Raw genomic sequence first — 24,255 nt, forward strand, 5'->3', positions numbered from 1 at the left:
GAACGTCTCGCTCGATCCTGGTCAGCGATCGAGCGCAACCGCCAGGAAGGCCGCGATGATCGCCGGTAGCAGCATGACAATGGCGTATCGCACGCAGCGGTTCTTGGCTCGGGCGATCCTGCTGGTCTCCCTCAGCGCACGGAGTAGCCGGGGCTGGGGATCTGAGCCGTTCCGCCTGAGCCCAGCCGACAAATCGGCGCGTGTCTCTGCACGCACCACGTCTTCGTAGTATGCGAGGAGGCCGTGCCTCTCGCTGGCTCGCGTCCCACGGCGCGGGGCGAGAGCCAGGAGCAGGAAGACCAACGCCCCCGTCGTGGTGGCCGCTGCCGCCCACCACAAAGGAACGGCCGACGGGACATCGAGGGGACGCCGTACGAGAAGGAGCCCGAAGAGTGTTCCCCCAGTAGCCAGAAGAACGGCTGCCTTGCCGTCAGCCCGGCCGATCTCCAAATAGTTCTGCGCGATGAGCTCTCGCGACAGAACCACCACGTGGTCCGCGTCCGAGGTATGGCGTTCGGGCCGGGACGTCAATTGGGCGAGACGAGACGGTAGAGCCCACATCACGGCGCCATTCCGTGGAAGCCGTTCATGCCCCTGTGCGGTCCACCCGCGTCACCTATCCTGCGCAAGACCTCATCGCCCTGGGGTACGCCGATTTCGCTGAGGAGGCGCGCCAGGTTCACCCCGACGAAGCCCCTGTCCTCCTTCGTCAGTCCCTGGAGCGTTGCGGCCAGCGTCCGCTCCCATCCGTCCCTCTCGGTGAGCAGCTTGTCGTGTGCGACCGTCCAGTCGAGCACCTCCCTGGCCTGGTCGGGATGGTGGAGCAGCCAGAGCGCCGCCAGACCAACCGGCCCGCCGGCCACCACCTCACGGTAGAAGCGGTACGCCTCGCGGTGCGCCTCGCCGAAGCCCGATGGAAGGAGGAGCTCGGCAGGATGGGTGGAAACCGGTAGAAGGCTGGCTGGGGGGTCCAGAAACCAATAGGTCAGGCCCGTCCCGTCGATGCTCATTGCCTGACCGGGGGGCTCGACCTGAGCGGTCCCGTACAGGGTCGGCGGCTGTCGAAGGGGATCAGAAGCACCCGGCAGTTCGGCACTTCCACGGATGGCCTGGCCGATCAGCCGGCGTGCGGCGTCCTCTGTCAAGCCGCTGCGTGCCGCGACCACCGGATCGCTGACGTTCCAGGCGACTTCGTAGCGTGCTCGCGAAGGCGTTGATGTCGCAGGACCCCTGCGTGGCGCCTCCACCACGATCCGGCGTTCTGCCAACGAGACCCACCCGATCGAGTCGAACTCCCGCCGGAAGGTCGCCCCGATCGAAGGTCGGGGGTATCCCCAGATGTCTCCGCCCCGGGGCGGCTCGAGACGGTCCGCTTCCTGATCCGAGAGGAAGACGAGCGCCCGATCCGAAGACGATCCGAACCGTTGCCGCAGCAGCTGCCGGACGAGTGAAGACCTGACTGGCGTAAGCAGGGGCCTGCTCATGACGCACTCTCCCCTCTCGATGTGTTCGCCTGATCTCGGCGGCGCCCCAGTAGGAAACGGATGACTCCCCGCCGCTGGCGAGCGGTTCGGGAGAGTTCGCTCAGGAATTGGTCAAAGGCCGTCTTCTGGAACATGTCGGGGTCGGCTTCGACCCGCCCAAGTTCTTGAGCCACCGCGTCGTACGTGGCCGGGTCGTCGAGACCCAGCACGACGAGTGCGAAGCCCTGCGCGGGGTGGCGCTCCAGAACCCGGGCCAGACTCATACGGACGGCACCCGGTGTGCCCGGCTGGGGGAACGTCGAGAGCGACATGGAGTGGAGCACGTGCACCGCCAGCGAATGGCGGGGTGTTCCCCGGCCGGCTTCCAGCCACCTCGTCACCGTCTCCAAGACCTCGATGTGGTTTGCCTCCTCGGTGAGCAGGGCGCCCAGCGCGAAGGAGACGGCAGAACGCAGTTTCGCGTCCAACTCCGGAGAGCAGCCGTCGAGGACGGTGTCCAGGAGTTTGAGGGCCGCGGCCGGCCGGGCGAGACCGTAGCTGCCCGCACACGTCTCGGCGACCGTGCACCGGAGAACGGCAGATGACCGGCTCCACCGGCGCACTTGCTCCTTGACCGCACCGGAAGCCAGGGGGTGCTGGACGATCTCTCCCAGCGCGACTCCGACCAGACGTCGGCGCCAGCGGTCGCCCGACGAGGCGAAGCGGTGCAGCTGAGTCAGCGCACCGGGGCCGGTGGCATGTGCGAGCACCTGGCCAATCGCCTCTCCGGCGGCCACGTCCAAGCCCGGCTGGTAGCGCAACTGCTCCAGCGCTCCCCACAGCACGTCTGGCAAGCCCTCGAAGTCCAGCCACAGGTGTCGCAGGAGCGTCGCGGAGCGGTGCCTTCCGGAGAAGACGATCGGCTGCACCGGATAGCGGTACCGGTCGGCGGAAGAACTACGAGGTACCAGCGGGCGTGCGCCGATGGCTTCGAGCCGGTCCTCGAACGAGGGGCCGAGGACATCCGACGGCTGTTCCTCCGACGTCGCGTTCTGTCCTGTCCTGGCAGCACGCGCGCCGATCAGGGGCCGCATTGCTGCGGCGAACTGCTCGATCACCGTGCGGTCCTGTCCGGGGAGCAGAGCGACGGCCGCCATCAGGGAGACGGCGTCGGCGCTGTGCCGGGCCTTTGCGAGCGCGGACCGAGCAGCGTCCTCGGTGCCGGTCAGGAGTTCCTCAAGCACGGCCCCTGTCGGTGTCGAGGTCTCCACACACTGCCGCAACCCGTCCGATAGGTCGACCGCGTCGCCCGGCAGCGGATGCGTCGAGAGGTAGTCGATGAACTCAGGGGCGGCCAAGTGCCCCAGTGCGGCGGCCAATTGTGGGCTGTCGAGCCTCCCTTCAGCGACCATCAGCCGAAGTCGCCTCTCCGCGACCTCGCGCGGTCCGGGCGCGGCATGGACCTCCTCCCACCGGCTCGTGTCTGACGGCAAGCGGGCATCCTGCGCCATGGTGACTACCAGGTGCGCCCCGGCACCCTGCAAGGCCTCGGCCAGACCCGCCAGCCGCACGCCGTCGAGAGAACGGGCGGATGCCGGCGGCAGACCCTGTAGGAGGTATCCGCGGCTGGCTTTCGGTCGCCACGCCGACAGATCCGCCATCGCGTCCAGGCCCGTAACTCCACCCTCGCCGTGCCGTTCGGCGAGAAGGGCGAACGCCGCCGTACGACCACCCGTTCCGGCCCGCGCCCTGAGCAGCACGATCCGGCTGTCCAGCGCCTTCCGGCAGCGTGCGTACGCCGGCGGTTCAACGAATCCGTACAAACGGCCGCGCACCTCTTCCACCGGATAAGGTCCCTCGCGCAGGCGCGGCTTGAGGATTCGCTCGGTGGCTTCATCGGTCCACGCACTGACGTTCAAGTATGTGAAGTCGCCGCCAACGTTCCCCATGAACGCGACCCCGCTGTCCACCCGTTGGTTGCCCTCACGGAGAGAACTGTGCTGGCCTCCATCGGGGCCAACCGGCGGAGCAGGCTGGTCAGTGTCCACCTGAATGTTCGGCCCAGCGGCTGGGCCGGGTTCGGCGTTCACCGGTGGTCCCTGTCGCCGACCCGCTTGTCACCCGCAACGTTGTCTCCGCTGCCCCAGTGCTGGTTGGTTCCGCGGTACGTGGTCGCGGGCGCGGTATAGGTGAAGTCACGACCGACGTTGCCCATCACCGCGGCTCCTTCCCCGACGCGCTGGGAGTTTCCGCTGTACTCCGCACCGGAACCCTTGTCCGGTGCCTTGGCGGGCCCCGTCGGCACCGCAGGTCCGGGTTCCTCACGCGGCTGGATACCCGCCCGCACGAGGTTCCCGGAGGGCGAAGGAACGTACAGCCAGGCCCGCTGCGAGAAGTTCTTGCCTTCGACGGTGGCCGACACTTCGACACACCGGTCGGGGTGGAGCCCCGTGTAGGCACCCAACACGACGTCTTCGTAGACCCGCTCCGAGACGATTGCGGCGAGGTGGGTCACCTCCTCGCTCGCCGCGGCGAGGATGGCCTTGACCGGACGCGAATCCAGAAGCCGGTGCATGTCGTTGCGGGCCGTTCCGTTGCCGTCCCCTAGCTCGCCCCCGTCGGGCAGCGGGCCGACGTGGATGCTGGCCCGGAGCCTGATCCGCGGACCGACGGCCTGCCGGTTGTACGAACCGAGCACGTCGTCCAGAACGCCCAGGAACGGCCACAGCACGAAGGGCAGGTGCACCGGGTCGAACCCGAAGACGACGCCGTCCCCCGTATTGGCGGGAAAACGCTGGGCATCGCGCAACTGCTGCAGACCGGCCCGCTCCAGGGCCTGGTCCACCAGTTGGGGGATGAGCTGACTGACCGGGCCGTGTTGAGCAGCCGGCAGGCCGGTGAAGTCCTTTGCGTCAACCGCGAACAAGGCACGGTAGGGCGGGAGTGGTCGGCTTTCGGCGTACGGAACAGGAACGGGTACAGACATGCGGGATCTCCTCACGAATGGTCCGGTGAGCAGCCGTAATCGGGCTGCTTCGAGGTTCCATCCGCGCCGCTCGGCCAAGTGCACAGCGCTGGGCGTACAGGATGTGTCCCGGGTCACAAACTGCCGTCCTCAGTCGACCGCCGCCCAGCGCTGCAAAGCTTCCACGTCCCTGATGACGATCGACCGCCGACCCGTTTCGACCAGCCCGACGGCCCGCAGCTCCCCCAACCCGCTGATGACCGCATTGCGTGTGACACCGATCGCCTGCGCGACCTCTTCCTGGTTCAGCCCCGTTAGCCGGACGGGGTTGCTCCCGGGCATCTGATCAGTGAGCACGGCCAGCCTCAGCAGCGTGCGCACCAGTCGCACGACCAAGGGCAAGGTCTGCAGTTCGGCCCGGTGGATGTCGGACTCGCGCATTCTCGCGAGTGCCTGGCGCATCAGATGCATGACCAGTCCGCGCTCCTCAACGAACTGGACAAAGCGTTGCGCGTCCAGAACGACTGCAGCGCAAGGCGTCAGGGCAACGACGTCCGCCGTCCGTGAGGTTCCGTTGAAGACGGAGACTTCTCCGAGGAGGTCCCCCGGCCCTCGAAACGCGAGCCACGTCCCGGCGCCGTTCGGTTCTCGGCAAACCACCTTGGCCAAACCGGAGGTGAGAGCGAGGAGGTGCGTCCCCGGGGATCCCTGCCGCAGCATCACGCTGCGCTCGGAGTACATCCTGGTCACGCCTTGACTGCGCAGGTCGCGCCAGACCTCATCGGACAGCACTCGTCGCCTCCCTGTCACGCCCGCATCAGTACACATCAGCCCCCGAGTTGTACGCCGATGCGGCGGGCGGCATCGGCGCACGGATGATGTTGACCGGAAGTGGTCGTGCCTTCGACGCATTGGCAATCCGCACCAAGACCCGGTCTGCGCATATCGAGCGCATCGCCTCCGTGCCACAGGCCGCTGCCTTGACGTGGATGAACACTCGTACTGGCGACATCGGAGCGTCGATGCTCACGCTTATATCGGCAAGCGTAGGCTCCCGCCGCCCCGGGCTCTCTGCGTACAGTGCGCGGTAGTAAGCGGCGCGGGTGGGTGTTCGGCATGGGGCGTGGTCGTGAGGTCGCGGTGGGCTGGGCGGAGAGTGGCAAGGATGGTGGTCAGGTGATGCCGTTCGGTGAGGCGCTTGACCAGTTCGGGGAGGGTCTTCAGGGGCAGAGTGTCGTCGGGACCGTAGCCGAGGGCGAGGGTCATGTGCTCTTCGATACCCGCTCGGGTGTGGACGACCCGCGTGGTGGCAATCGCCGGCCGCTCGGGCGCACCGAGAGCGATAAGGAAGGTGGGGGCACCTTTCTGGGCGCGGGTACGGGCCAGGTCGGTCAGTTCGCGCCTGGACCAAGGAAGGTTGACGGGTTCGGCGGTGGCCCAGCCGGTGGGCGGGGCGCTGGTGAGGTGCTGCCAAGCGGCTTCGAGTGCTCCGCCGAGGAGGAGGTCTGCCGTGGCGGGGTGGATGGTACGCAGGGAGAGAGTGAGGCGGCACTCGCCCTCCGGGGTGGGGGCGTCGGCGGTGGCCGTGAAGGACTCGGAGGCGTGGGGCGTGCCGTCAGATCCAACTGCTTCGGTGAAGGCGCCGCCGCTCCAGTGCAGTTGGGTGCCCCTGAGCCCGTCGTAGTAGCCGGTTTCGGGATGTTGGACGACCCAGCGGTGCGGACCGAGAGCCAGTGCGGCGCGGGCGGGGACGGTTAGGCGGCTCGTGGGCGGGGTGACGAGTTGCAGGGACCGGCCCTGTGCGGCGGCTTCGGCGAGGGCGTTCGAGATCCAGGTGGTCAGCGCGATGACGGGGCGGTCCTGGACGACGATGGAGACCCGATCATTCTGGATGTCGACCGCCGGCGGCTGGCCGTCGGGGACCGGCGGGAGCGTGAGGGAGGAAGGGAGCGGGACGACGTCTGTGTGGGCGGCGTCCGGGGGCCAGACGGCGCCGCCGAGGACGCTGGTGAGGCGTCCGGCGAAGGAGGCGGCGAGGCGTTCGGCCTCAGGAAGGGAGCCAGCGGCGCGGGCCTCCGTCCACCAGAACGGGCCGTCAGGGAGGGGGACTTGAGAGCCGAGGAGGCGACGGGCTTCGTAGGCGTGGTGGACCAGGAGCGGGGCCTCGACGGAGAGTAGGGGCATGCTGTCGGGGGTGCAGAGCTGGAGGACCGCGCCGTCGGCCAAGGTATTCACGGTGACGTTGGGGCCGCCCGCGTACAGGCCCGCGAGGAGGGTGGCCGGGTCGGGCATGGAGGGGGTGAGGGCGACGACGTCCTTGGTCACGGCTGAAGTTCTTCCGGTCGGTGGGTGTCGTCGCTCAGCGAGGGCTGGGCGGGTTGGTGGTGCCTGTCTCGGCTCTGTCGGAAGGGAGGCTCTTCGCTCATGCACTCCACGGAGCGTCTACGGGGTACCTGTGCCAGTACCAGGGCATGAGGGCCATGTCCTTGATGCTTTTCTGTAGATCGCTGGACAATGCGCTCCCTCCATCATCAATGGTCAGATCGCAGTAGACGACATCCAGTTGACTCACGAGTGCTTCGAGTTGGCTGCGCCTGACCTCGGGGACGTCGCGCAACTTCGATTCAAGCTGCGACCGGCATTCCAAATCTTCCTGATACAGGCCAGCCGAATACCAGCCGCCCGGAGGCCAGTTCGCGCCCATGCGAATCCCCAGCCTCTCCCACATGACGAGAAGACTCCGAATGTTTCCGAGCTCCTCGTCCGCACCGGGCGGTATCGCAGCGTCAGCGAGAGGAGTTGCGATCGGGTGAGCGCGCACGACCTCGGGCAGGTGCGTGACCGTGAGGTGCGGGAAACCGGGTACTGCCACCTCTGCTGCTTGGACGGAAAACCCTGCCCTGTCGTCCCCAAGTTCCGTCGTGCGGGCGAGCGTCGCAGTACCGTCCAGCAGCGCTACCGCGCGAATCCAGGGGATGCCGCCGTCCCACGTGAAGAACACCGGGATACCGAGGCGCTGGGCCAGGAGCGACGCCAACTGGGCTTCCGAGGGGTGCTGCTGGACCTCAGCTGCTGCATAGATGCCGAGCGACCACGCCAAGTCCCCGTCGAGGCGCTCGTATTCACACGTGACGATCGCGTCCCAGTTCCGGTTCTCCAATTCAGAGCTTTCCGAAACGTCAGTCTCGGACACCTCGACACGGAATGCGTCGGCAAGGATCATGGACAGACAGTCGAGGATATTCCCATCAGGGAGCAGAAGGCTGTACATCATCCATAATACTTCCTATAAAGGGCGTACATTTCGGTCGCCTTTTCTACGGCTTGGGGGTTGTCCCGGAATTGAGGGGCCTTGCTGAACATTTTCTCTAGCTTGCTCATGTCTCCGTTTGCCTGCATGATCGCCTTGAGTGCCGTGTACTCAACCCGGTTCATTTCGACGAGCCCAGGCCCGTCCACGGGGAAAATTCTTCCGCTGGGTTCGACAGCGTACCGTCTGCCGTTGATCTTGTAGCGTTGCGTCAGAGGGTCGAACTCGGCTCGCCCCTCGGCAATGCCGGCGATGTCCTGCCGGACCTTGTCCCGGGTTTCCGGCAGGATCACGGTGTTCTCAGAGTCCGGAGGGCCTTTGCGTACGCCGACGAGCTCATGCCGATAGTTGGGGTAGAGCAGGGTCTGTCCACGCGCCGGCCCAGCGACGCCATCGCCGGCCTGCCACTCCTTCTGCGGACTGGGCTGATGACCCTCGGTCGCCCCGCCGCTTCTCCCTGCACCACCGCCGGAACCGGCCCCATTCCCACTGCCCGAGTAAGACCCCGACGAGGACTCTTCGTACCCGTGATGAGACTCCGCTCCGGCATGGCCGTCGTGAGTTGGCTTGCGCTCGGACGAGCCACCACCATCGTGGTTCGCACGGGTTGTGGACCTGTCATCTGCGTGGGTGTGGGCGTCTGGTGTGCGTCCGCCGACGCCGACGAGTTCGTGTTCGTGTGTTGGCGTGGCGGCAGGGGTGCGTTGGTGCGCCGAGGGTTCGTGTGAGGCGGGCGTGGTGTTGCGGGTGCCGTCTTTGCTGGTGGTGAACTGACCGTCGCTGAGGTGGAGTTTGGAGCCGTCCTTCAGTTCGAGGATGCTGTGCACGCTGTTGGTCTCGGAGGTTGTTCTGGTGACGGTGGCGATGCTCTTGGCAAGCTCGGAGACCTTGGGCAGGGCGCGGGCGCCGGTACCGACGACCTTCGCGGTCGCACCGATGGGATCGAGGACCTCGCCGGCCCGGGACAGCACGCCTGCTGTGCGGGCGGCGATGGAAGCGGCCTCGCCGGCCTTGCCCACCGCCCCTGCCTTCGAAGCCGCGCCCAGAGGCCCGGAGGCGAACGTCAGGGCGTTGAAGACGACCGTGGCCGATGCCTTGCCCGGGTTGGTCTTCCAGTCGTCCCAGCCCACCAGCGACTTGCCGAACGCCCTGGCGTAAGGGCGCCCCGCGGGCCCGATCGGGTCCATCGGGTGATCGCCGTCAGGGTCGCGCAGATAGTCCTCGGCTCCCACGATCGTCATGAACAGGCCCTTGCGGGTTTCCTGTCCCCTCTCGCCGGGACGGAACAGGTCGACCAGGCCGGTGACGGTCCCCTTGATGTTGTCACCCAGGCTCTCGCCGAACTGCTGGACGTGCCAGTCGAGTTCGAAGGGCAGGACGGAGAAATGCTCCGGGGTGCCCCAGGGCAGCGCGCCGTTCCCATTGAGCTGCTCATCACTGAAACCGTAGGGGTTGTCCTGCTTGGGGCTGCCGTCGGACAGATTCCATTGGGTTCCGTGCACCACAGAGGTAATGGCGTCGGCGGCCGCCACCTCGGCGTCCTGGAAGGCCCGCACGGTGGCCGCCACCTCATGCATCAGCGCATCATGGGCGGCCACCTTGGCTCTGTCGTGGTGCCACTGGGGATCGATGTCCCCCTGGCCCTGGACGGATGCGACGAACGCGGCGGCCTCGCCGCGCAGCCGCTCCAGTGTGTCCACCAACGGCCGGATCTCGCAGGCATAGGTCTCCAGGGCACCGGCCACCGTCTCCAGCCTCGAAGCGAAGCCGGCGGAAGCATCCTGCACACCCTGGGTGGTCTGGAACAGGTGCTCGGCCTCGGGAGCCCGGTAGACGGTGTGCAAGTGCCGAAAACGGGTGTTGACGTCGCCACCGTGCTCACGGATGCTCTGCGCGGCCCTCCGTAACCGGCCGACCTCGACCTCCACCGCCCCGACATCCCCGGTGTAGGTCGGCACCGCGGCCGGGCTGATCACTTCCCGGCCCCCTTCTTCCGCGCCGCCTCCAGGACCGCAGCGACGTCCGGCGCCAACTCCGCCCGGCGCTGCGCGTTCCACGCCTGCTCCAGCGCCCCGCGCTCATAACAGTTCGTCGCCTCGACCGCGCCATCGATCGAGTTGCTGGTCCGCAACGGTATGAACACCACATCGGCCTCAGTGCCCTGCATGAACTCACCCAGCGCGACAGCCACCAAACCCGCCTGCCCACCACCGTGCCCGCCCGCACCACTGAAGTCCAAGGTACCCACCGACACGGCCGCGCCCTCCAGGCCCTTGCCGAACATCGCAATACCGTCATGCAGACCGCGCTCGGCCTCCTGCACCCGCGACAACACCCCCGCCACCCCGGCCGGGTCAATATCCCACCCCGTCACACCAACCCCCGCACTCCGCAGCCTGCTTCCTTCCTAACTATTGAAGCCGTGCGTGGTCGCGCCAAGTAGCGACTCACCCATGTCGGGGTCCCGCGCGTCCCGCCCTACGGCTGTCGGTCAACGTGACCGTACGTTCGGCGTGTTGATCTCTCACACTGTGTGATCAGGTATCACTCACACCTAGTAGCTGACTGGCATCCTCTCCCTACGGCGTTGCATGGGCAACGCAGATAAGAGTCTTGTGGCCTGATCCGGCTCACGAGAGTCCGAGGTTGCGCCACACCTGCAACTCCGCCCGCACGTCACCCGCGCCGACTCCGACACTGCGGCCGCTGCACTCCGACCGCCCCAGACTTCAGCTGCTGTGGCCGAATAACGTGACCCGATTCCCCGCATGTGAGCATCAACAGCTGTGCCGCCACCAGCCGTTCGCCTTCGCTCACCGCCTCCCACTGTCGGGCCTGTCGGCGTGCCGCCTACCACTGCTCGCACAGCATTCACGCCTGCCGTCGCGCCTCCTGCGCCCGTCGCGACCCCGACCCTCCCGCCCAGCCGTTTGCCGTCATACTCAGCCCCCCTCGTATACGGAGCAGTGATCATAGGGCGGGCCGCACAGAGCGCGGCAGGGCGCGCGGCGGGGGCGGGTCCGTAAGGGCGGGGCGTGCGGTGGGGCTAGCGGATGACTCGGTGGCGGAGGTAGGCGACTCGGGAGTTGAAGGTGCGGTGCTCGACGAGTTCGAGGTCCACCCGACGCTCGTCCCGCGGGAAGAACGGGATGCCGCCGCCGACCAGGACCGGGTACACCCTCGCCCGGTACTCGTCGATCAGGTCCGCGGCGGCCGCCTCCGCGGCGAGGGTCGCGCCGCCGATCGCGATGTGGCCCTCCCCCGGCTCGGCCCTCAGGCGCTCGATCTCCTCGGCCACGGTGCCCGTGGCCAGCCGGGCGGCCTGTCCCCGTACCTCCGTCAGCGTCCGCGAGAACACCACCTTGGGCAGCGGGTTCCAGAGCGCCGTCCAGGTGCGCTCCGCCTCGCCGAGGGACGGGTCCTCGTCGGCGGTCTCCCAGTACAGCATCGTCTCGTACAGCCGTCGGCCCATCAGGTGGACCCCCACCCCGCGGATCTCCTCGATGGCGACGCCGAACACGTCGTCGTCGGGCACCGACCAGCCGAAGCCGCCGTCCGGGCCCACGATGTATCCGTCCAGGGAGATGCTCATCGAATAGGTGACGTCACGCATCGGACTCCTCCTGGGTCTGCGGGCCGGGCCTCTCGGGACGGGGGGAACAGGGCACCCGGCCAGCGTAGGGTGAACGACGCCGTCGTTCATCCGAGGTGGTTCATCCGAGGTGGTTCATCTGAGGTGCTCGATCGCGGTGAGCAGCTGGTCGACTGCGCCGGGCTCGGCGGCCAGGGCCGCCAGGGAGACGGAAGGCCACCCGCCGTACCCCTTCAACCGCTGTTCGGCCAGTTTCTGTGGCAGACCCCCCACCGCCGGGAGGCGCTCCGCGAACGCCGCGGCCGCCTCCTGGCCGAGATGGTGCGAGATCGACCCGAAGCTGAAGGACAGGCCCTCCTGGGCCGGGCCCTCGAACAGCGACACCGTGCCCACGGGCACCCAACGGCCTCCGACGCGGTAGTGGAGGTTCACGCTCGGATACTGGGCCGTGCCGCCCTCGATGCGCCCCGCTCCCTCCGCGTGGTCGAGCAGCCGCCGCACCACCCGCTGGACCTCAGGGGCGCACCGGGCGGCGACCGCGTCGTCCATGTCCTTCCTGGACCGCCTCGGCACGGCACGCCGCGCGGACGGCACCTTGGCCACCGTGGCCGCCTCCCCGTGGACCCGCGGCACGAGGACCCGCAGGTCCCCGTCCCCCCTGTACTGGGTCAGCTCCACCGCGTACACATCGGTCGTCCGCATCTGCCGGTTCAGGAACTCCACTACGGCCCGCAGTTCCATCGGGATGCGGTCGGCCACGAACAGCAGCCGCATCCGCCCCGCCGCGAGCCGCTCCTCCACCGCCGCCCAGAACTCGTCCGGCGTGCGCCCGCCGAGCAGTTCGCCGTACGCCTCCTCCAGCGAGCCGCCGTCCTTCGCGCACGTCTGCTCGAAGGAGTGCCGCAGCAGGGCGGCGGGCCAGTAACGGGAGCCGTTGGCGGCGTAGTCGAGCATCTGGCCCACCACCTCACGGCGGATCCGGGTATCGCCGGCCCGCTTGACCTCGACGAGCGTCACCACGGCGTCGGCGTCGACGAAGAGGTGGTCGAGCGCGAGGGCCGCGCCGCCCTCCGGCCCCGTCGGGACCGGCATCTCACGGGCCACCAGCGCCAGCCGCAGGGGCCGGCCGTCCACGAGCGTCCCGAAGTCCAGCACACGGGGATGCCGTGCGAGCAATTCCTGGAACTCGGCCTCGGTCTCGAACTCCGCCGCCTCCAGGGCCTGAAGTCCCCCGCCCACGACGAACACCGGCTGATCGGTCACGTCCGCTCCCTCGTACTTCCGCGCGGCGGCTGCGACCGCCCCTTGCTGGTTCCCGATTGATACACCCACCGCGCCGGCTCGCAGGAAGAACCACGGGGTTGTGCGCCCGGGCGGGCGGGCGGCGAACGGTGCGCGGAGGGGCCCGGGTGTCAGCCCGCCGTCAGCGCCCGCAGCGCCACGTTCAACCGGAGGACGTTGACGCCCGGTTCGCCCAGGAAGCCGAGGATGCGGCCGTCGGTGTGGGCGCTCACCAGTTCCTCCACCCTGGCCACGGGCAGGTGGTTGCGCTCGGCCACGCGGTGGATCTGGAGCCTCGCGTACGCCGGGGAGATCTCGGGGTCGAGGCCCGAGCCGGAGGAGGTGACCGCGTCGGCCGGGACGGCGGCCGGGTCCACCGGGTGGCCGGGCGTGGAGTTGTCCCTGACGACCGCCTCCTTGGCCGCCTCGACCTGCTGTATCAGCTTCTCGTTGTCCCCGGCGAGGTTGGTGGCGCCCGACACGAGCAGGCCGTACCGGGTGTTGAGGGTGTTCGTGCCGAGCCCGTGGGAGGGGCGGGGCTGGAACCACCTCAGGTCCGGCACCGCCGGCTCCTCGGCGTTGGTGGGGTCCTTCTTCGGCAGGGTGTAGGTCTGGCCGATGAGGGCGGAACCGACCACCCGGCCGCCGGACGTGATCTCGGACCCGTTCGCCCTGTCCGGGAAGGCCAGTTGGGCGACGCCGGTCACGGCGAGCGGGTAGAGCACCCCGCACACGAGGGTCAGGACGAGCAGGGCCCGCAGACCCGCGCCGATCAACCGGGCCGTATTTCCAAGGGAGTTGTTCATGACGGTTCCGCCGCTTTCGGGGAGCTACAGGCCGGGGACGAGGGAGATGAGCAGGTCGATGACCTTGATGCCGATGAAGGGGGCAATCAGACCGCCGAGTCCGTAGATCCCGAGGTTGCGGCGGAGCATCCGGTCGGCGCTGGTCGGCCGGTAGCGGACGCCCTTGAGGGCGAGCGGCACCAGGGCGACGATGATCAGCGCGTTGAAGACGACCGCCGACAGGATCGCGGTCTGCGGGCTGTGCAGGCCCATGACGTTGAGCTTGTCCAGGCCGGGGTACACCACGGCGAACATCGCGGGAATGATGGCGAAGTACTTCGCCACGTCGTTGGCGATGGAGAAGGTCGTCAACGCGCCCCGGGTGATGAGGAGTTGCTTGCCGATCTCGACGATCTCGATGAGCTTGGTCGGGTCGGAGTCGAGGTCGACCATGTTGCCGGCCTCCTTCGCGGCGGAGGTGCCCGTGTTCATCGCGACGCCCACGTCCGCCTGGGCCAGCGCCGGGGCGTCGTTGGTGCCGTCCCCGGTCATCGCGACCAGCTTGCCGCCCGCCTGCTCCCGCTTGATGAGCGCCATCTTGTCCTCGGGGGTGGCCTCCGCGAGGAAGTCGTCCACGCCCGCCTCCTCGGCGATGGCCTTCGCGGTCAGCGGGTTGTCACCCGTGATCATGACCGTCCTGATGCCCATGCGCCGCAGCTCGTCGAAGCGTTCGCGCATGCCCTCCTTGACGACGTCCTTGAGGTGGATGACGCCGAGCAGGCGGGCGCCCGCGGCGTCCTCCACGGCCACCAGGAGCGGCGTTCCGCCGGCCTGGGAGATGCGGTCGGTCAGCTCCTGGGCGTCCGGTGCGACGGCGCCGCCCCGCTCCGTGACCCACGCGGTCACCGAACCGGCCGCGCCCTTGCGGACCTTGCGCCCGTCGACGTCCACGCCCGACATCCGGGTCTGCGCGGTGAAGGCCACCCAGTCGGCTCCGGCCAGCTCCCCCTGGTGCCGCTCGCGCAGTCCGTACTCCTCCTTCGCGAGCACCACGATCGAGCGGCCTTCGGGGGTCTCGTCCGCCAGCGAGGACAGCTGGGCCGCGTCCGCGACCTCGGCCCGGGTGGTGCCGCCGACCGGTACGAACTCGGCGGCCCGCCGGTTGCCGAGGGTGATGGTGCCGGTCTTGTCCAGGAGCAGCGTCGACACGTCACCGGCGGCCTCGACCGCACGGCCCGACATGGCCAGGACGTTGCGCTGCACGAGCCGGTCCATGCCCGCGATGCCGATCGCGGACAGCAGGGCTCCGATGGTGGTCGGGATCAGACAGACCAGGAGCGCGGCCAGCACGATCATGGACTGCTCGGCCTTCGCGTACGCGGCGAAGGGCTGGAGGGTGACGACCGCGAGCAGGAAGACGATCGTGAGGGACGCCAGCAGGATGTTGAGGGCGACCTCGTTGGGCGTCTTCTGGCGGGCCGCGCCCTCGACCAGATTGATCATCCGGTCGATGAACGTCTCACCGGGCTTCGTCGTGATCCGGATGACGACGCGGTCGGACAGCACCTTCGTCCCGCCGGTCACCGCACTGCGGTCGCCGCCCGACTCCCGGATGACCGGGGCCGATTCACCGGTGATCGCCGACTCGTCGACGGAGGCGACGCCCTCGACCACGTCACCGTCGCCGGGGATGACGTCACCCGCCTCGCACACCACCAGGTCGCCAATCCTGAGCCCGGTGCCGGGCACCCGTTCCTCGCGACCGCCGTCCAGGCGGCGGGCGACGGTCCCGGTCTTGGCCTTGCGCAGGGTGTCCGCCTGCGCCTTGCCTCGGCCCTCGGCGACGGCCTCGGCGAGGTTCGCGAAGACCGTCGTCAGCCAGAGCCACCCGGTGATCGCCCAGCCGAACCAGTCCCCCGGATCCTTGATCGCCAGGACGGTGGTGAGGACGGAGCCGATCTCCACGACGAACATGACCGGGGACTTGACCATGACGCGCGGGTCGAGCTTCCTGATCGCGTCCGGAAGGGACGTGAGCAGCTGCTTCGCGTCGAACAGTCCGCCCCCGACCCGTCCGGGCCCGGGCGCGGGCCCGTCGCGGAGGTCGCTGTGGGGGGCGCGGGTGGGTGTGGCGGTGGACATGGAGCCGGGCTCCTCGGGCTTCTTCGTGTCGGTGGTCATGACGCCAGGCCTTCCGCGAGGGGGCCGAGGGCCAGCGCCGGGAAGTAGGTCAGACCCGCGACGATCACCACGGTGCCGGCCAGCAGGCCGGTGAACAGGGGCTTGTTGGTGCGCAGGGTGCCGGCCGTCTCGGGGATCGGCTGCTGCTCGGCGAGCGAGCCGGCCAGGGCGAGCACGAAGACCATGGGGACGAACCGGCCGAGCAGCATCGCCAGGCCGATGCTGGTGTTGAACCACGGGGTGTTGGCGTTGAGGCCGGCGAAGGCGGAGCCGTTGTTGTTGGCCCCCGAGGTGTAGGCGTACAGGACTTCGGAGAAGCCGTGCGCGCCGGAGTTGGTCATCGAGGTCAGGGTGGACGGCATCGCCATCGCGATCGCCGTGAAGACCAGCGCCAGTGCCGGGGTGACGAGGATGTAGCAGGCCGCGAACTTGATCTCGCGGGTGCCGATCTTCTTGCCCAGGTACTCGGGCGTGCGGCCCACCATCAGGCCGGCGATGAACACCGCGATGACGGCCATGATCAGCATGCCGTAGAGGCCCGAGCCGGTGCCGCCGGGGGCGATCTCGCCGAGCTGCATGCCGAGCAGCGTGAGCCCGCCGCCGAATCCCGTGAACGAGGAGTGGAAGGCGTCCACCGCTCCGGTCGAGGTCAGCGTGGTGGCGACGGCGAAGATGGACGAGCCGCCGACGCCGAAGCGGTTCTCCTTGCCCTCCATGGCACCGCCCGCCAGGTCGAACGCGGGGCCGCCGTGGTGGAACTCGGTCCACATCATCAGGGCCGTGAACCCGACCCAGATGGCCGCCATCGTGGCGAGGATCGCGTACCCCTGCCTGACCGAGCCGACCATCCGGCCGAACGTGCGGGTCAGCGCGAACGGGATCACGAGGATCAGGAACACCTCGAAGAGGTTCGAGAAGCCGTTGGGGTTCTCGAAGGGGTGGGCGGAGTTGGCGTTGAAGTAGCCGCCGCCGTTGGTGCCGAGCTCCTTGATCGCCTCCTGCGAGGCGACCGCGCCGCCGTTCCACTGCTGCGCACCGCCGGCGAACTGGCCGACCTCGTGGATGCCGGAGAAGTTCTGGAGGGCGCCGCAGGCGACCAGGACGAGCGCGCCGAGCACCGAGACGGGCAGCAGGACGCGGACGGTCCCGCGCACCAAGTCCGCCCAGAAGTTGCCCAGTTCACCGGTGCGCGAGCGGGCGAAGCCCCGTACGAGCGCCACCGCGACGGCGATGCCGACGGCCGCCGACACGAAGTTCTGCACCGCGAGACCGCCGGTCTGCACCACGTGGCCCATGGTCTGCTCGCCCGCGTAGGACTGCCAGTTGGTGTTGGCCACGAAGGAGGCGGCGGTGTTGAAGGCCTGGTCGGCCGGGATGGAGACGAAGCCGAGGGAGCCGGGCAGCGAGCCCTGGACGCGCTGCATCAGGTAGAGGAAGAGGACGCTCACCGCGGAGAACGCGAGGACGCCGCGCAGATAGGCGGGCCAGCGCATCTCGGTGGAGGGGTCGGCGCCGATGGCCTTGTAGATCCACTTCTCGACGCGCAGGTGCTTGTCGCTGGAGTAGACGCGGGCCAGGTGATCGCCCAGCGGGCGGTAGGCGAGGCCGAGGGCCACGGCCAGAGCCAGGAACTGGAGCACGCCGGCAACAACAGGAGACATGACGGTGCTCAGAACCTCTCCGGATACACAAGGGCGAGGACGAGGTAACCCAGCAGGGAGACGGCCACGATCAGGCCGACGATGTTCTCGGCAGTCACAGCTTCGCCACCCCCTTGGCGATGAGCGCCACCAGCGCGAAGACCGCGACCGTGGTGACGACGAGGGCCAGGTCGGCCATCGTGAACTCCTCAGAGAGGCTCGAAAGAATCGGACGTCTTGAGGAAACCCCGCCGCCGGGGGCCCGCCGCTCGCGTTGACGCCCCTCATACGGCCCGCGCCTGCTCCTTGACGGGTCCCATACGCCGACGGCCCCCGGCAGCGCCGTGGAGGGCGCGGCCGGGGGCCGGAGTGAGCCTGTTCCGGCCACCTGGAGGCGGCGGCCGGGGCGGAGGGTGGCGGACCCTCCCGGGGGTCAGGCGGCGCGTCGGACGCGGGCCGCCTTGCGGGCCTCGGCGAGCTCGCGGGACTCACCGGCGCGGCGGCCGTTCCCGCCACGGCCGGAGGCCGCCTGGCCCCGCGCGGTGCCGCGGCCGCGGAACGGGGCCTGGCCGCGCTGCTTGGGCCGCTCCGCGGACGCGGCGGGCCCGACGGGGATGCCGGAGGGTGCCTGGGCGCCGGTGATGCGGCTGAGCTCGGCTTCGCCGGAGCGGACCTGGGTGATGGTCGGGGTGATCCCCGCGGCCATCATGAGGCGGCTCATCTCGCGGCGCTGGTTGGGCGTGACGAGGGTGACGACGCTGCCGGACTCCCCGGCCCGCGCGGTACGCCCGCCACGGTGGAGGTAGTCCTTGTGATCGGTCGGCGGGTCCACGTTCACCACCAGGTCGAGGTTGTCGACATGGATACCGCGCGCCGCGACGTTGGTGGCCACCAGGACCGACACGTCACCGGTCTTGAACTGGGCCAGCGTACGGGTGCGCTGCGGCTGGGACTTGCCCCCGTGCAGCGCCGCCGCCCGCACCCCGCTCTGCAACAGATGCTTGGTCAGCTGGTCCACCGCGTGCTTGGTGTCCAGGAACATGATCACCCGGCCCTCACGCGCCGCGATCTCCGTCGTCGTCGCGTACTTGTCCGCGCTCTGCACGTGCAGCACATGGTGCTCCATCGTGGTCACCGCACCCGCCGACGGATCCACCGAGTGCACCACCGGGTCACTCAGGTAACGGCGCACCAAAAGATCCACGTTGCGGTCCAGGGTCGCCGAGAACAGCATCCGCTGCCCACCCGGACGCACCTGGTCCAACAACTCGGTGACCTGCGGCATGAACCCCATGTCCGCCATCTGGTCGGCCTCGTCCAGCACCGTGATGTCCACCTGGTCAAGACGGCAGTCACGCCGCTCGATCAAGTCCTTCAACCGGCCCGGAGTGGCCACCACCACCTCGGCACCCGAGCGCAGCGCACCCGCCTGACGCCCGATCGACATCCCGCCCACCACCGTCGCCAGCCGCAGCCGCAACGCCCGCGCATACGGCGTCAGCGCATCCGTCACCTGCTGCGCCAGCTCACGCGTCGGCACCAGAATCAGGGCGAGCGGCTTCTTGGAGTCGGCGCGGCGGCCGGCCGTGCGGGTGAGCAGCGCGAGGCCGAAGGCGAGGGTCTTGCCCGAGCCGGTACGGCCACGGCCCAGCACATCGCGGCCCGCCAGCGAGTTCGGCAGGGTGGCGCCCTGGATCGGGAACGGTTCGTTCACACCGAGGCTCGTGAGGAGTTCGAGGATCTCGGCGGGCAGGTCGAGGTCGCCGAAGGCGGTGACGGGCGGCAGCGCCGGGGTGACCGTGACGGGGAGGGCGAACTCGCCCTGCGGCGCGGCGGGCCTGCGGGCGCCGGCGGAGCGGTTCGGCCCCTGGGGCCGGAAACGGGCCCCGCGGTCGGCGCCGCTCTTGCGGGCGGCGGAGTAACGGTCGTTCGTGCGAGCTGAACGGTTCAAGGAGAACCTTCCTCGATATGGCACGTATCGAGGGACTCCCGGTGAAATGGAACAGCCGGGACATCGCAAGAACGAGCCGAAAACAGAAGTCGAATTCTGATCCGGCCGCACCGGGGCGCGGTAATTCCCCGCCCGTTGTCGGAATGCCGGAAATCCGCCGCCACAGGGCGGCCGGGCCGGATCAGGACAGCGGGCCGGCGCCCGCCGCGGCCGTGGCCGGGGCGGTTCGTCCGCTGCGTGGCGGGGCGTCGGGCCGTGCCCGGTGCCCCGCGGGCCGTGGAACATCCCGTCACGCCGTGACGGCCGGCCGGTGGTACAGCAACGGGCTGGGGCCCGCACCCCAAGGTGCGAGCCCCAGCCACGTGCAGAAGACGCTCAGCGTCAGGCAGGCGTGATGTTCTCGGCCTGCGGGCCCTTCTGGCCCTGCGTGACGTCGAAGTTCACCTTCTGGCCTTCCTGAAGCTCACGGAAGCCCTGGGCGGCGATGTTGGAGTAGTGGGCGAACACGTCCGGGCCGCCACCCTCCTGCTCGATGAAGCCGAAGCCCTTTTCCGCGTTGAACCACTTCACGGTGCCAGTAGCCATGTCATATCTCCTTCGGGGCAATGCCCGGGGGCCCGCACTGTGCTGACCCCGTCGTTACCGCGATGATTGCCCCGTCCGGAAGAACACCGGAAATACAAAAGCGCCCGACGGCATAAAACCGTCAAGGCACTTGAAGTCTTTGGGAACCACAACTGCAACTGGGATCAACCGTAGCACGGATCCGGGACCACGGCACGGCGAATACTCCTGATTTTCGTGTGCCGCCAGGAGGCCCGGCCGTACTTTGCGTAAATTTCCGTGGCCGTGCGGTGAAAAAATGTGCCGCGCGCCCGTCCCTGGACGTCCCGGAAGTGAGCGGCCCCACGGTAGGCGGCTGTAGCGTCGCGGCGTGGGTCGTGAACGCGGTCGTGACAGTGGCAACCCCTCGTCGGACAGGGGCGTCGGGATGCTCCGGGCGGGGTCGGCGGTGGTTGTCCTCGGGCCGGCCGTGCCCGTCTGTCTGACGGCCGGGGCGGAGGCGGGCACCCTCTGGCGGCCCGCCGTCGCCCTCGCTCTCGCGGTGGTGCAGACCGCGGTGCTGTGGTGGGTGGTGGCCCGGCCCGGCGCGGTCCTGGTGGCGAGCGCGCTGCTCGGGTCCGCGATGTGGCTGCTGCTCCCGGCGCTGAGCCTGACCGGCGCGCTGCTCGGGGCGCAGCTCGCGCTGTGCGTCCTGTCGGCGGAGCGGCCGGTGCGCCTCTCGCGGTGGGGGCTGTTCGGGATGCTGGCGCTCACCCCGCTCGCCTTCGCGGGCGGCGGCACGCTCTCGCTCGTCACCCAGGCCCTCGCCGCCACGCTGGCGTGGACGGTGGGCCAGTGGCGCAGGGCGCAGCAGGACCGGCTCGCCGCCGAGACGCGGCGGGCGGTCGCCGAGGAGCGGGCCAGGATCGCCCGTGAGGTGCACGACGTGGTGGCCCACACCGTCTCGGTGATGGTGATCCAGGCGAGCGCCGCCGAGGACGGCTTCGACGCCGATCCGGAACAGGCCCGCCAGGCCCTGCGCGCCATCGACAGCGCGGGACGCTCCGCGCTCGGCGAGCTGCGGCTGCTGCTGCGCGGCGGCATGGGCGGGGACGGGGACGACGCCGACGAGGGGCGCCGGCCGCCGCGCGGGCTCGGTGATCTGGCCGATCTCGCGGCGGGGGCCCGGGCCGCCGGGCTCGCCGTCGAACTGTACGAGGAGGGCCCGCGCCTCGCACCGCCGCCGTCGGTGGACCTCGCCGGGTACCGGATCGTGCAGGAGGCCCTCACCAACACGCTGCGGCACGCCGGGGCGAGCCGGGTGCGGGTGTCGGTGCGCCGCGACGCGGAGTCGGTGCGCATCGAGGTGTGCGACAACGGCCGCCCCGGAGCGCGGAGTTGGCGCTCGGCGGGTTCGGGGCGCGGCCTCGCGGGGATGCGCGAGCGGGCGGCGCTGCTGGGCGGCACCCTGGAGGCGGGGCCCGGGTCCGAGGGAGGTTTCGAGGTGCGCGCGGTGCTGCCGATAAGGTACGCGTCGTGACGATCCGCGTGGTGGTGGCCGACGACCAGGCGCTGGTGCGCGGCGGTTTCCGCATGATCATCGACGCCCGGGACGATCTGGAGGTGGTCGGCGAGGCGGCCGACGGCCGGCACGCGGTGCGCCTGGTGGGCGAGTTGAGGCCGGACGTCGTGCTCATGGACGTACGGATGCCGGTGATGGACGGCATCGAGGCGACGCGCGCCATCGTCGAGTCGGGCAGTGCGGCCCGGGTCCTGGTCGTGACCACCTTCGACCTCGACGAGCACGTCCTGACCGCGCTGCGGGCCGGGGCCAGCGGGTTCCTGCTCAAGGACATCCGGCCCGCCGAACTCGCGGAGGCGGTGCGGATCGTGGCGCGCGGCGAGGCGCTGCTCGCGCCCACCGTGACCCGCCGCATGCTCGACCGTTTCGCGCTCTCCCCCGCACCCCCGGCGCCCGCCGCCCTCGCCGAGCTGTCGCCGCGCGAGCGCGAGGTGCTCACCCTGATCGGGCAGGCGCTGTCCAACGGCGAGATCGCCCGCCGGCTGCACCTGTCGGAGGCGACGGTCAAGACCCATGTGTCGGCGGTGCTGCGCAAGTTGCGGCTGCGCGACCGGGTGCAGGCGGTGGTCGCCGCCTACGACCACGGCCTGGTCGAGCCCCGCCGGAGCTGAGGCCCGCGCGAGCGCGGCTCATCCCACGGGATGAGCGGGGCGCGCACTCATCCCGTGGTCGCGGTGCCACTCCATCCGGCCGGTGGATGCCCCGCACGGCTCGCGCTGCCTACCGTCGGTTCCATGACGCACTCCCTGTACGGCCGGATGTACCTCGCGGCCTACGACACCGACGCCGGAGCCCTCTACGACCGCACCCGCACCGGGTTCCTGCTGCGCGTCGCGGTCCTGGCCGAGCTGGCGCTCACGGGCCGCCTCACCGACAGCGCGGGCGAGGTGGCGGCCCGGGGTTCCGGGGCCGTCGGCGACCCCGTGCTCGATCTCGTCCTGTCCCGCGTCATGGAGCGGCGGCACACCTGGAAGGCGTGGGTGCGCACCGACCGCAAGGAGACCCTGGGCGCGGTCGAGGACCGGCTCGTCGAAGAGGGCCTGATCTCCGTGCGGGAACGGGCCGCGCTCGTGCCCTCGGCGCGGCGCGTGGTGACGGTGGCCGATCCGGCCGCGGTCCGCGGATACCAGGCCCGGCTCACCGCGCTGCTGGGCGAATCCGGCCCCGTCGAGCCCTTCGACGCGGTGGTCCTGGCGCTCGCCGCCGCGGGCGGCGCGCACCACGTCGTGCCGAGGGCCGACGCCCGCGCCCACCGGGGCCGTGTCGAGGCGCTGACCGGAGAGCTCGACGCCGTCGCGCCGGGCCTGGCCGAGGCGGTGCGGGGCCTTGGCACCACGCTGGTCGCGGCACAGGGCGGAATGGGGGGCGGCTGAGATGCGGAAGCTCGCCAGAGGCCTCGCGGGCGCACTCGCCGCGCTGACCGCGGTGGCGGCCCTGCCCTCCGCCGCGGCCGCCTCGCAGCCGGGGGCCGCGTCCGCGCCGGTGGTGCACACCCGTGCGGGGGCGGTGCGGGGCGCCGTGCACGAGGGGTACCGGGTCTTCGACGGCGTCCCCTACGCCGCGCCGCCGGTGGGTCCGCTGCGCTGGGCGGCGCCCCGGCCGGCCGCGCCGTGGCACGGGGTGCGCGACGCGACACGGCCGGGCCCGGCCTGTGCGCAGCCCGCCGGAGAGGTGCCCGGGGGGAGCACCGACGAGGACTGCCTGTACCTGAACGTGACCGCCCCCGCCCGCGCGACCCCGGGGCGGCCCAGGCCGGTGATCGTGTGGCTGCACGGCGGCGGCTTCACCAGCGGCGCCGGAAGCTCCTACGACGCCCACCGCCTGGCGGTCCAGGGCGATGTGGTGGTCGTGACGGTCAACTACCGCCTGGGCGCGCTCGGTTTCCTCGGCCGGGCGGACCTGCCGGGCTCGGGCACCTTCGGCCTCGCCGATCAGCAGGCGGCGCTGCGGTACGTACGGGCGAACATCGGGGCGTTCGGCGGCGACCCGCGGCAGGTGACGCTGGCCGGGGAGTCGGCCGGGGGCTATGCCGTCTGTGCGCAGCTCGCCTCTCCGTCGGCGGCCGGGCTCTTCCAGCGGGCGATCGTGGAGAGCGGGCCGTGCACGGGAGGCGCGGCCCGCCCGTTCGCGCCCTACGCCGTGGACCGCGCGACCGCACGGGCGGCCGGCACGAAGCTCACCGGGGCGGTGGGCTGCGCGACGGCGGCCGATGTGCTCGGGTGCCTGCGCCGGGTGCCGGTGGCCCGGCTGCTCGCGGCCCAGGGGGCGGACCAGCAGCCGGAGTACGGCACCGGCCTGCTGCCGCGCGACCCGGCCGCCGCCCTCGCCTCGGGCCGGGTGGCGCGCGTACCGGTGCTGATCGGCGCCAATCACGACGAGGGCACCATCTGGGCGGCCGGGATCATGGCGGCGGGGGTGTCGGTCACCCCGGCCGATTGGCCCGGTGTGGCGGCCGGGTTCGTGCCCGATCCGGCACGGGCCGCCGAGGTCGTACGCGCCTATCCCGTGCACGCCGCGGACGGCGGGCCGGTGTTCGGCGCGGTGCTCGGTGACGCCGACTACGCCTGTCCGACGCTGCGGGCCGGATCGCTCCTGGCGCGCCAACAGCCGGTCTGGCGCTACGAGTTCGCCGATCCGGCGCCGCCGCGCCCCACTCCCGCTCCCCCGCCGTTCCCGCTGGGCGCCACGCACACCACCGAACTGCCGTATCTGTTCGATCTCGGCGGCCGGCCACGGGCGATGACGGAGGCACAGCACCGGCTGGCGGCCACGATGATCGGGTACTGGTCACGCTTCGCGCGCTCCGGCGACCCCAACGGCTCCGGTGCGCCGCGCTGGTCGCCCGGCGCGGTGCAGAGCCTGGCTCCGGACCGTACGGGCCCGGTGCGGCCGGGCGCCGCCCACCACTGTGCGCTGTGGGCGACGATGCCGTGAGGCGCGGGCCGGGCCGGGGCCTCCTGTC

The 24,255-nt window shown here is 70.2% G+C and carries 22 protein-coding genes; 4 read left to right on the forward strand and 18 right to left on the reverse strand.

The genetic code is table 11. The features are described 5' to 3' along the window. Positions 1 to 21 precede the first annotated feature (21 nt). The 18 genes from ACGF3I_RS09825 to ACGF3I_RS09910 all read right to left on the reverse strand — a co-directional run bounded on the left by ACGF3I_RS09825 (position 22) and on the right by ACGF3I_RS09910 (position 19,753). Complete coding sequence (locus tag ACGF3I_RS09825; RefSeq protein WP_393130214.1) at positions 22 to 561, reverse strand: Pycsar system effector family protein; 540 nt, start codon at positions 559 to 561, stop codon at positions 22 to 24. Further along, a complete protein-coding gene (locus ACGF3I_RS09830; protein WP_393130109.1) occupies positions 561 to 1,484 on the reverse strand; it encodes a hypothetical protein in 924 nt (307 codons plus the stop codon). Before ACGF3I_RS09830 ends, ACGF3I_RS09825 begins: the two co-directional genes overlap by 1 nt. Further along, positions 1,481 to 3,553 carry a hypothetical protein gene (locus ACGF3I_RS09835; protein WP_393130110.1) on the reverse strand — a complete coding sequence of 691 codons (2,073 nt, stop codon included), beginning with the start codon at positions 3,551 to 3,553 and terminating at the stop codon, positions 1,481 to 1,483. Before ACGF3I_RS09835 ends, ACGF3I_RS09830 begins: the two co-directional genes overlap by 4 nt. Beyond that, positions 3,550 to 4,449, reverse strand: a complete 900-nt coding sequence (locus ACGF3I_RS09840; RefSeq protein ID WP_393130215.1) for a hypothetical protein — start codon at positions 4,447 to 4,449, stop codon at positions 3,550 to 3,552. The genes ACGF3I_RS09835 and ACGF3I_RS09840 overlap by 4 nt, the downstream gene beginning before the upstream one ends. A gap of 129 nt (positions 4,450 to 4,578) precedes the next feature. After that, positions 4,579 to 5,220 (reverse strand): Crp/Fnr family transcriptional regulator, encoded by a 642-nt coding sequence (locus tag ACGF3I_RS09845; protein ID WP_393130111.1) that lies wholly within the window; start codon positions 5,218 to 5,220, stop codon positions 4,579 to 4,581. 25 nt (positions 5,221 to 5,245) lie between these two features. After that, complete coding sequence (locus tag ACGF3I_RS09850) at positions 5,246 to 5,458, reverse strand: hypothetical protein (protein ID WP_393130112.1); 213 nt, start codon at positions 5,456 to 5,458, stop codon at positions 5,246 to 5,248. Positions 5,459 to 5,460: 2 nt separating this feature from the next. Beyond that, the gene (locus ACGF3I_RS09855; protein ID WP_393130113.1) at positions 5,461 to 6,753 is read right to left on the reverse strand and encodes a DUF6177 family protein; all 1,293 of its coding nucleotides are present in this window, start codon (positions 6,751 to 6,753) and stop codon (positions 5,461 to 5,463) included. A 97-nt stretch (positions 6,754 to 6,850) separates the two neighbouring features. Beyond that, the gene (locus tag ACGF3I_RS09860) at positions 6,851 to 7,702 is read right to left on the reverse strand and encodes a hypothetical protein (RefSeq protein WP_393130114.1); all 852 of its coding nucleotides are present in this window, start codon (positions 7,700 to 7,702) and stop codon (positions 6,851 to 6,853) included. Further along, complete coding sequence (locus tag ACGF3I_RS09865; protein WP_393130115.1) at positions 7,699 to 9,714, reverse strand: hypothetical protein; 2,016 nt, start codon at positions 9,712 to 9,714, stop codon at positions 7,699 to 7,701. Before ACGF3I_RS09865 ends, ACGF3I_RS09860 begins: the two co-directional genes overlap by 4 nt. Then, a complete protein-coding gene (locus ACGF3I_RS09870; RefSeq protein WP_393130116.1) occupies positions 9,711 to 10,112 on the reverse strand; it encodes a DUF6507 family protein in 402 nt (133 codons plus the stop codon). Before ACGF3I_RS09870 ends, ACGF3I_RS09865 begins: the two co-directional genes overlap by 4 nt. Positions 10,113 to 10,784: 672 nt before the next feature. Further along, complete coding sequence (locus ACGF3I_RS09875) at positions 10,785 to 11,351, reverse strand: dihydrofolate reductase family protein (RefSeq protein WP_393130117.1); 567 nt, start codon at positions 11,349 to 11,351, stop codon at positions 10,785 to 10,787. Positions 11,352 to 11,465: 114 nt separating this feature from the next. Further along, positions 11,466 to 12,593: a hypothetical protein gene (locus ACGF3I_RS09880; protein WP_393130118.1), complete on the reverse strand. Its 1,128-nt coding sequence runs from the start codon at positions 12,591 to 12,593 to the stop codon at positions 11,466 to 11,468. 149 nt (positions 12,594 to 12,742) lie between these two features. Further along, entirely contained in the window at positions 12,743 to 13,417 is a 675-nt protein-coding gene (locus tag ACGF3I_RS09885; RefSeq protein ID WP_393130119.1) for a potassium-transporting ATPase subunit C, read from the reverse strand. Positions 13,418 to 13,441: 24 nt separating this feature from the next. Beyond that, positions 13,442 to 15,577 carry a potassium-transporting ATPase subunit KdpB gene (gene kdpB / locus ACGF3I_RS09890; RefSeq protein WP_393130120.1) on the reverse strand — a complete coding sequence of 712 codons (2,136 nt, stop codon included), beginning with the start codon at positions 15,575 to 15,577 and terminating at the stop codon, positions 13,442 to 13,444. Further along, positions 15,574 to 17,238 carry a potassium-transporting ATPase subunit KdpA gene (kdpA, locus tag ACGF3I_RS09895; RefSeq protein ID WP_393130121.1) on the reverse strand — a complete coding sequence of 555 codons (1,665 nt, stop codon included), beginning with the start codon at positions 17,236 to 17,238 and terminating at the stop codon, positions 15,574 to 15,576. Before kdpA ends, kdpB begins: the two co-directional genes overlap by 4 nt. An 8-nt stretch (positions 17,239 to 17,246) precedes the next feature. Further along, positions 17,247 to 17,336 carry a K(+)-transporting ATPase subunit F gene (gene kdpF / locus ACGF3I_RS09900; RefSeq protein WP_366103141.1) on the reverse strand — a complete coding sequence of 30 codons (90 nt, stop codon included), beginning with the start codon at positions 17,334 to 17,336 and terminating at the stop codon, positions 17,247 to 17,249. A gap of 314 nt (positions 17,337 to 17,650) precedes the next feature. Beyond that, the gene (locus ACGF3I_RS09905; protein ID WP_393130122.1) at positions 17,651 to 19,168 is read right to left on the reverse strand and encodes a DEAD/DEAH box helicase; all 1,518 of its coding nucleotides are present in this window, start codon (positions 19,166 to 19,168) and stop codon (positions 17,651 to 17,653) included. A 381-nt stretch (positions 19,169 to 19,549) separates the two neighbouring features. Next, on the reverse strand, positions 19,550 to 19,753 hold the full coding sequence (locus tag ACGF3I_RS09910; protein WP_100580096.1) for a cold-shock protein: 204 nt from the start codon (positions 19,751 to 19,753) through the stop codon (positions 19,550 to 19,552). Between the two features lie 427 nt (positions 19,754 to 20,180). On the opposite strand from ACGF3I_RS09910, the gene ACGF3I_RS09915 reads away from it, so the two are divergent. The 4 genes from ACGF3I_RS09915 to ACGF3I_RS09930 all read left to right on the forward strand — a co-directional run bounded on the left by ACGF3I_RS09915 (position 20,181) and on the right by ACGF3I_RS09930 (position 24,227). Next, complete coding sequence (locus ACGF3I_RS09915) at positions 20,181 to 21,251, forward strand: sensor histidine kinase (protein ID WP_393130123.1); 1,071 nt, start codon at positions 20,181 to 20,183, stop codon at positions 21,249 to 21,251. Further along, complete coding sequence (locus ACGF3I_RS09920) at positions 21,248 to 21,904, forward strand: response regulator (protein WP_393130124.1); 657 nt, start codon at positions 21,248 to 21,250, stop codon at positions 21,902 to 21,904. Before ACGF3I_RS09915 ends, ACGF3I_RS09920 begins: the two co-directional genes overlap by 4 nt. Positions 21,905 to 22,027: 123 nt before the next feature. Next, positions 22,028 to 22,666: a GPP34 family phosphoprotein gene (locus tag ACGF3I_RS09925; RefSeq protein WP_393130125.1), complete on the forward strand. Its 639-nt coding sequence runs from the start codon at positions 22,028 to 22,030 to the stop codon at positions 22,664 to 22,666. A 1-nt stretch (position 22,667) separates the two neighbouring features. Beyond that, positions 22,668 to 24,227 (forward strand): carboxylesterase/lipase family protein, encoded by a 1,560-nt coding sequence (locus ACGF3I_RS09930; protein WP_393130126.1) that lies wholly within the window; start codon positions 22,668 to 22,670, stop codon positions 24,225 to 24,227. Positions 24,228 to 24,255: the final 28 nt, after the last annotated feature.

It is taken from the genome of Streptomyces sp. NPDC048111 (assembly GCF_043202815.1).
Lineage (GTDB): Bacteria > Actinomycetota > Actinomycetes > Streptomycetales > Streptomycetaceae > Streptomyces.

What these genes read in the sequence shown, in the direction of transcription:
- ACGF3I_RS09840 (WP_393130215.1), bottom strand. Translation starts at nt 4,449, where the DNA reads ATGTCTGTACCCGTTCCTGTTCCGTACGCCGAAAGCCGACCACTCCCG.
- ACGF3I_RS09925 (WP_393130125.1), top strand. Translation starts at nt 22,028, where the DNA reads ATGACGCACTCCCTGTACGGCCGGATGTACCTCGCGGCCTACGACACC.
- ACGF3I_RS09930 (WP_393130126.1), top strand. Translation starts at nt 22,668, where the DNA reads ATGCGGAAGCTCGCCAGAGGCCTCGCGGGCGCACTCGCCGCGCTGACC.
- ACGF3I_RS09875 (WP_393130117.1), bottom strand. Translation starts at nt 11,351, where the DNA reads ATGCGTGACGTCACCTATTCGATGAGCATCTCCCTGGACGGATACATC.
- ACGF3I_RS09830 (WP_393130109.1), bottom strand. Translation starts at nt 1,484, where the DNA reads ATGAGCAGGCCCCTGCTTACGCCAGTCAGGTCTTCACTCGTCCGGCAG.
- kdpA (WP_393130121.1), bottom strand. Translation starts at nt 17,238, where the DNA reads ATGTCTCCTGTTGTTGCCGGCGTGCTCCAGTTCCTGGCTCTGGCCGTG.
- ACGF3I_RS09825 (WP_393130214.1), bottom strand. Translation starts at nt 561, where the DNA reads ATGTGGGCTCTACCGTCTCGTCTCGCCCAATTGACGTCCCGGCCCGAA.
- kdpB (WP_393130120.1), bottom strand. Translation starts at nt 15,577, where the DNA reads ATGACCACCGACACGAAGAAGCCCGAGGAGCCCGGCTCCATGTCCACC.
- ACGF3I_RS09860 (WP_393130114.1), bottom strand. Translation starts at nt 7,702, where the DNA reads ATGATGTACAGCCTTCTGCTCCCTGATGGGAATATCCTCGACTGTCTG.
- ACGF3I_RS09885 (WP_393130119.1), bottom strand. Translation starts at nt 13,417, where the DNA reads ATGAACAACTCCCTTGGAAATACGGCCCGGTTGATCGGCGCGGGTCTG.
- ACGF3I_RS09910 (WP_100580096.1), bottom strand. Translation starts at nt 19,753, where the DNA reads ATGGCTACTGGCACCGTGAAGTGGTTCAACGCGGAAAAGGGCTTCGGC.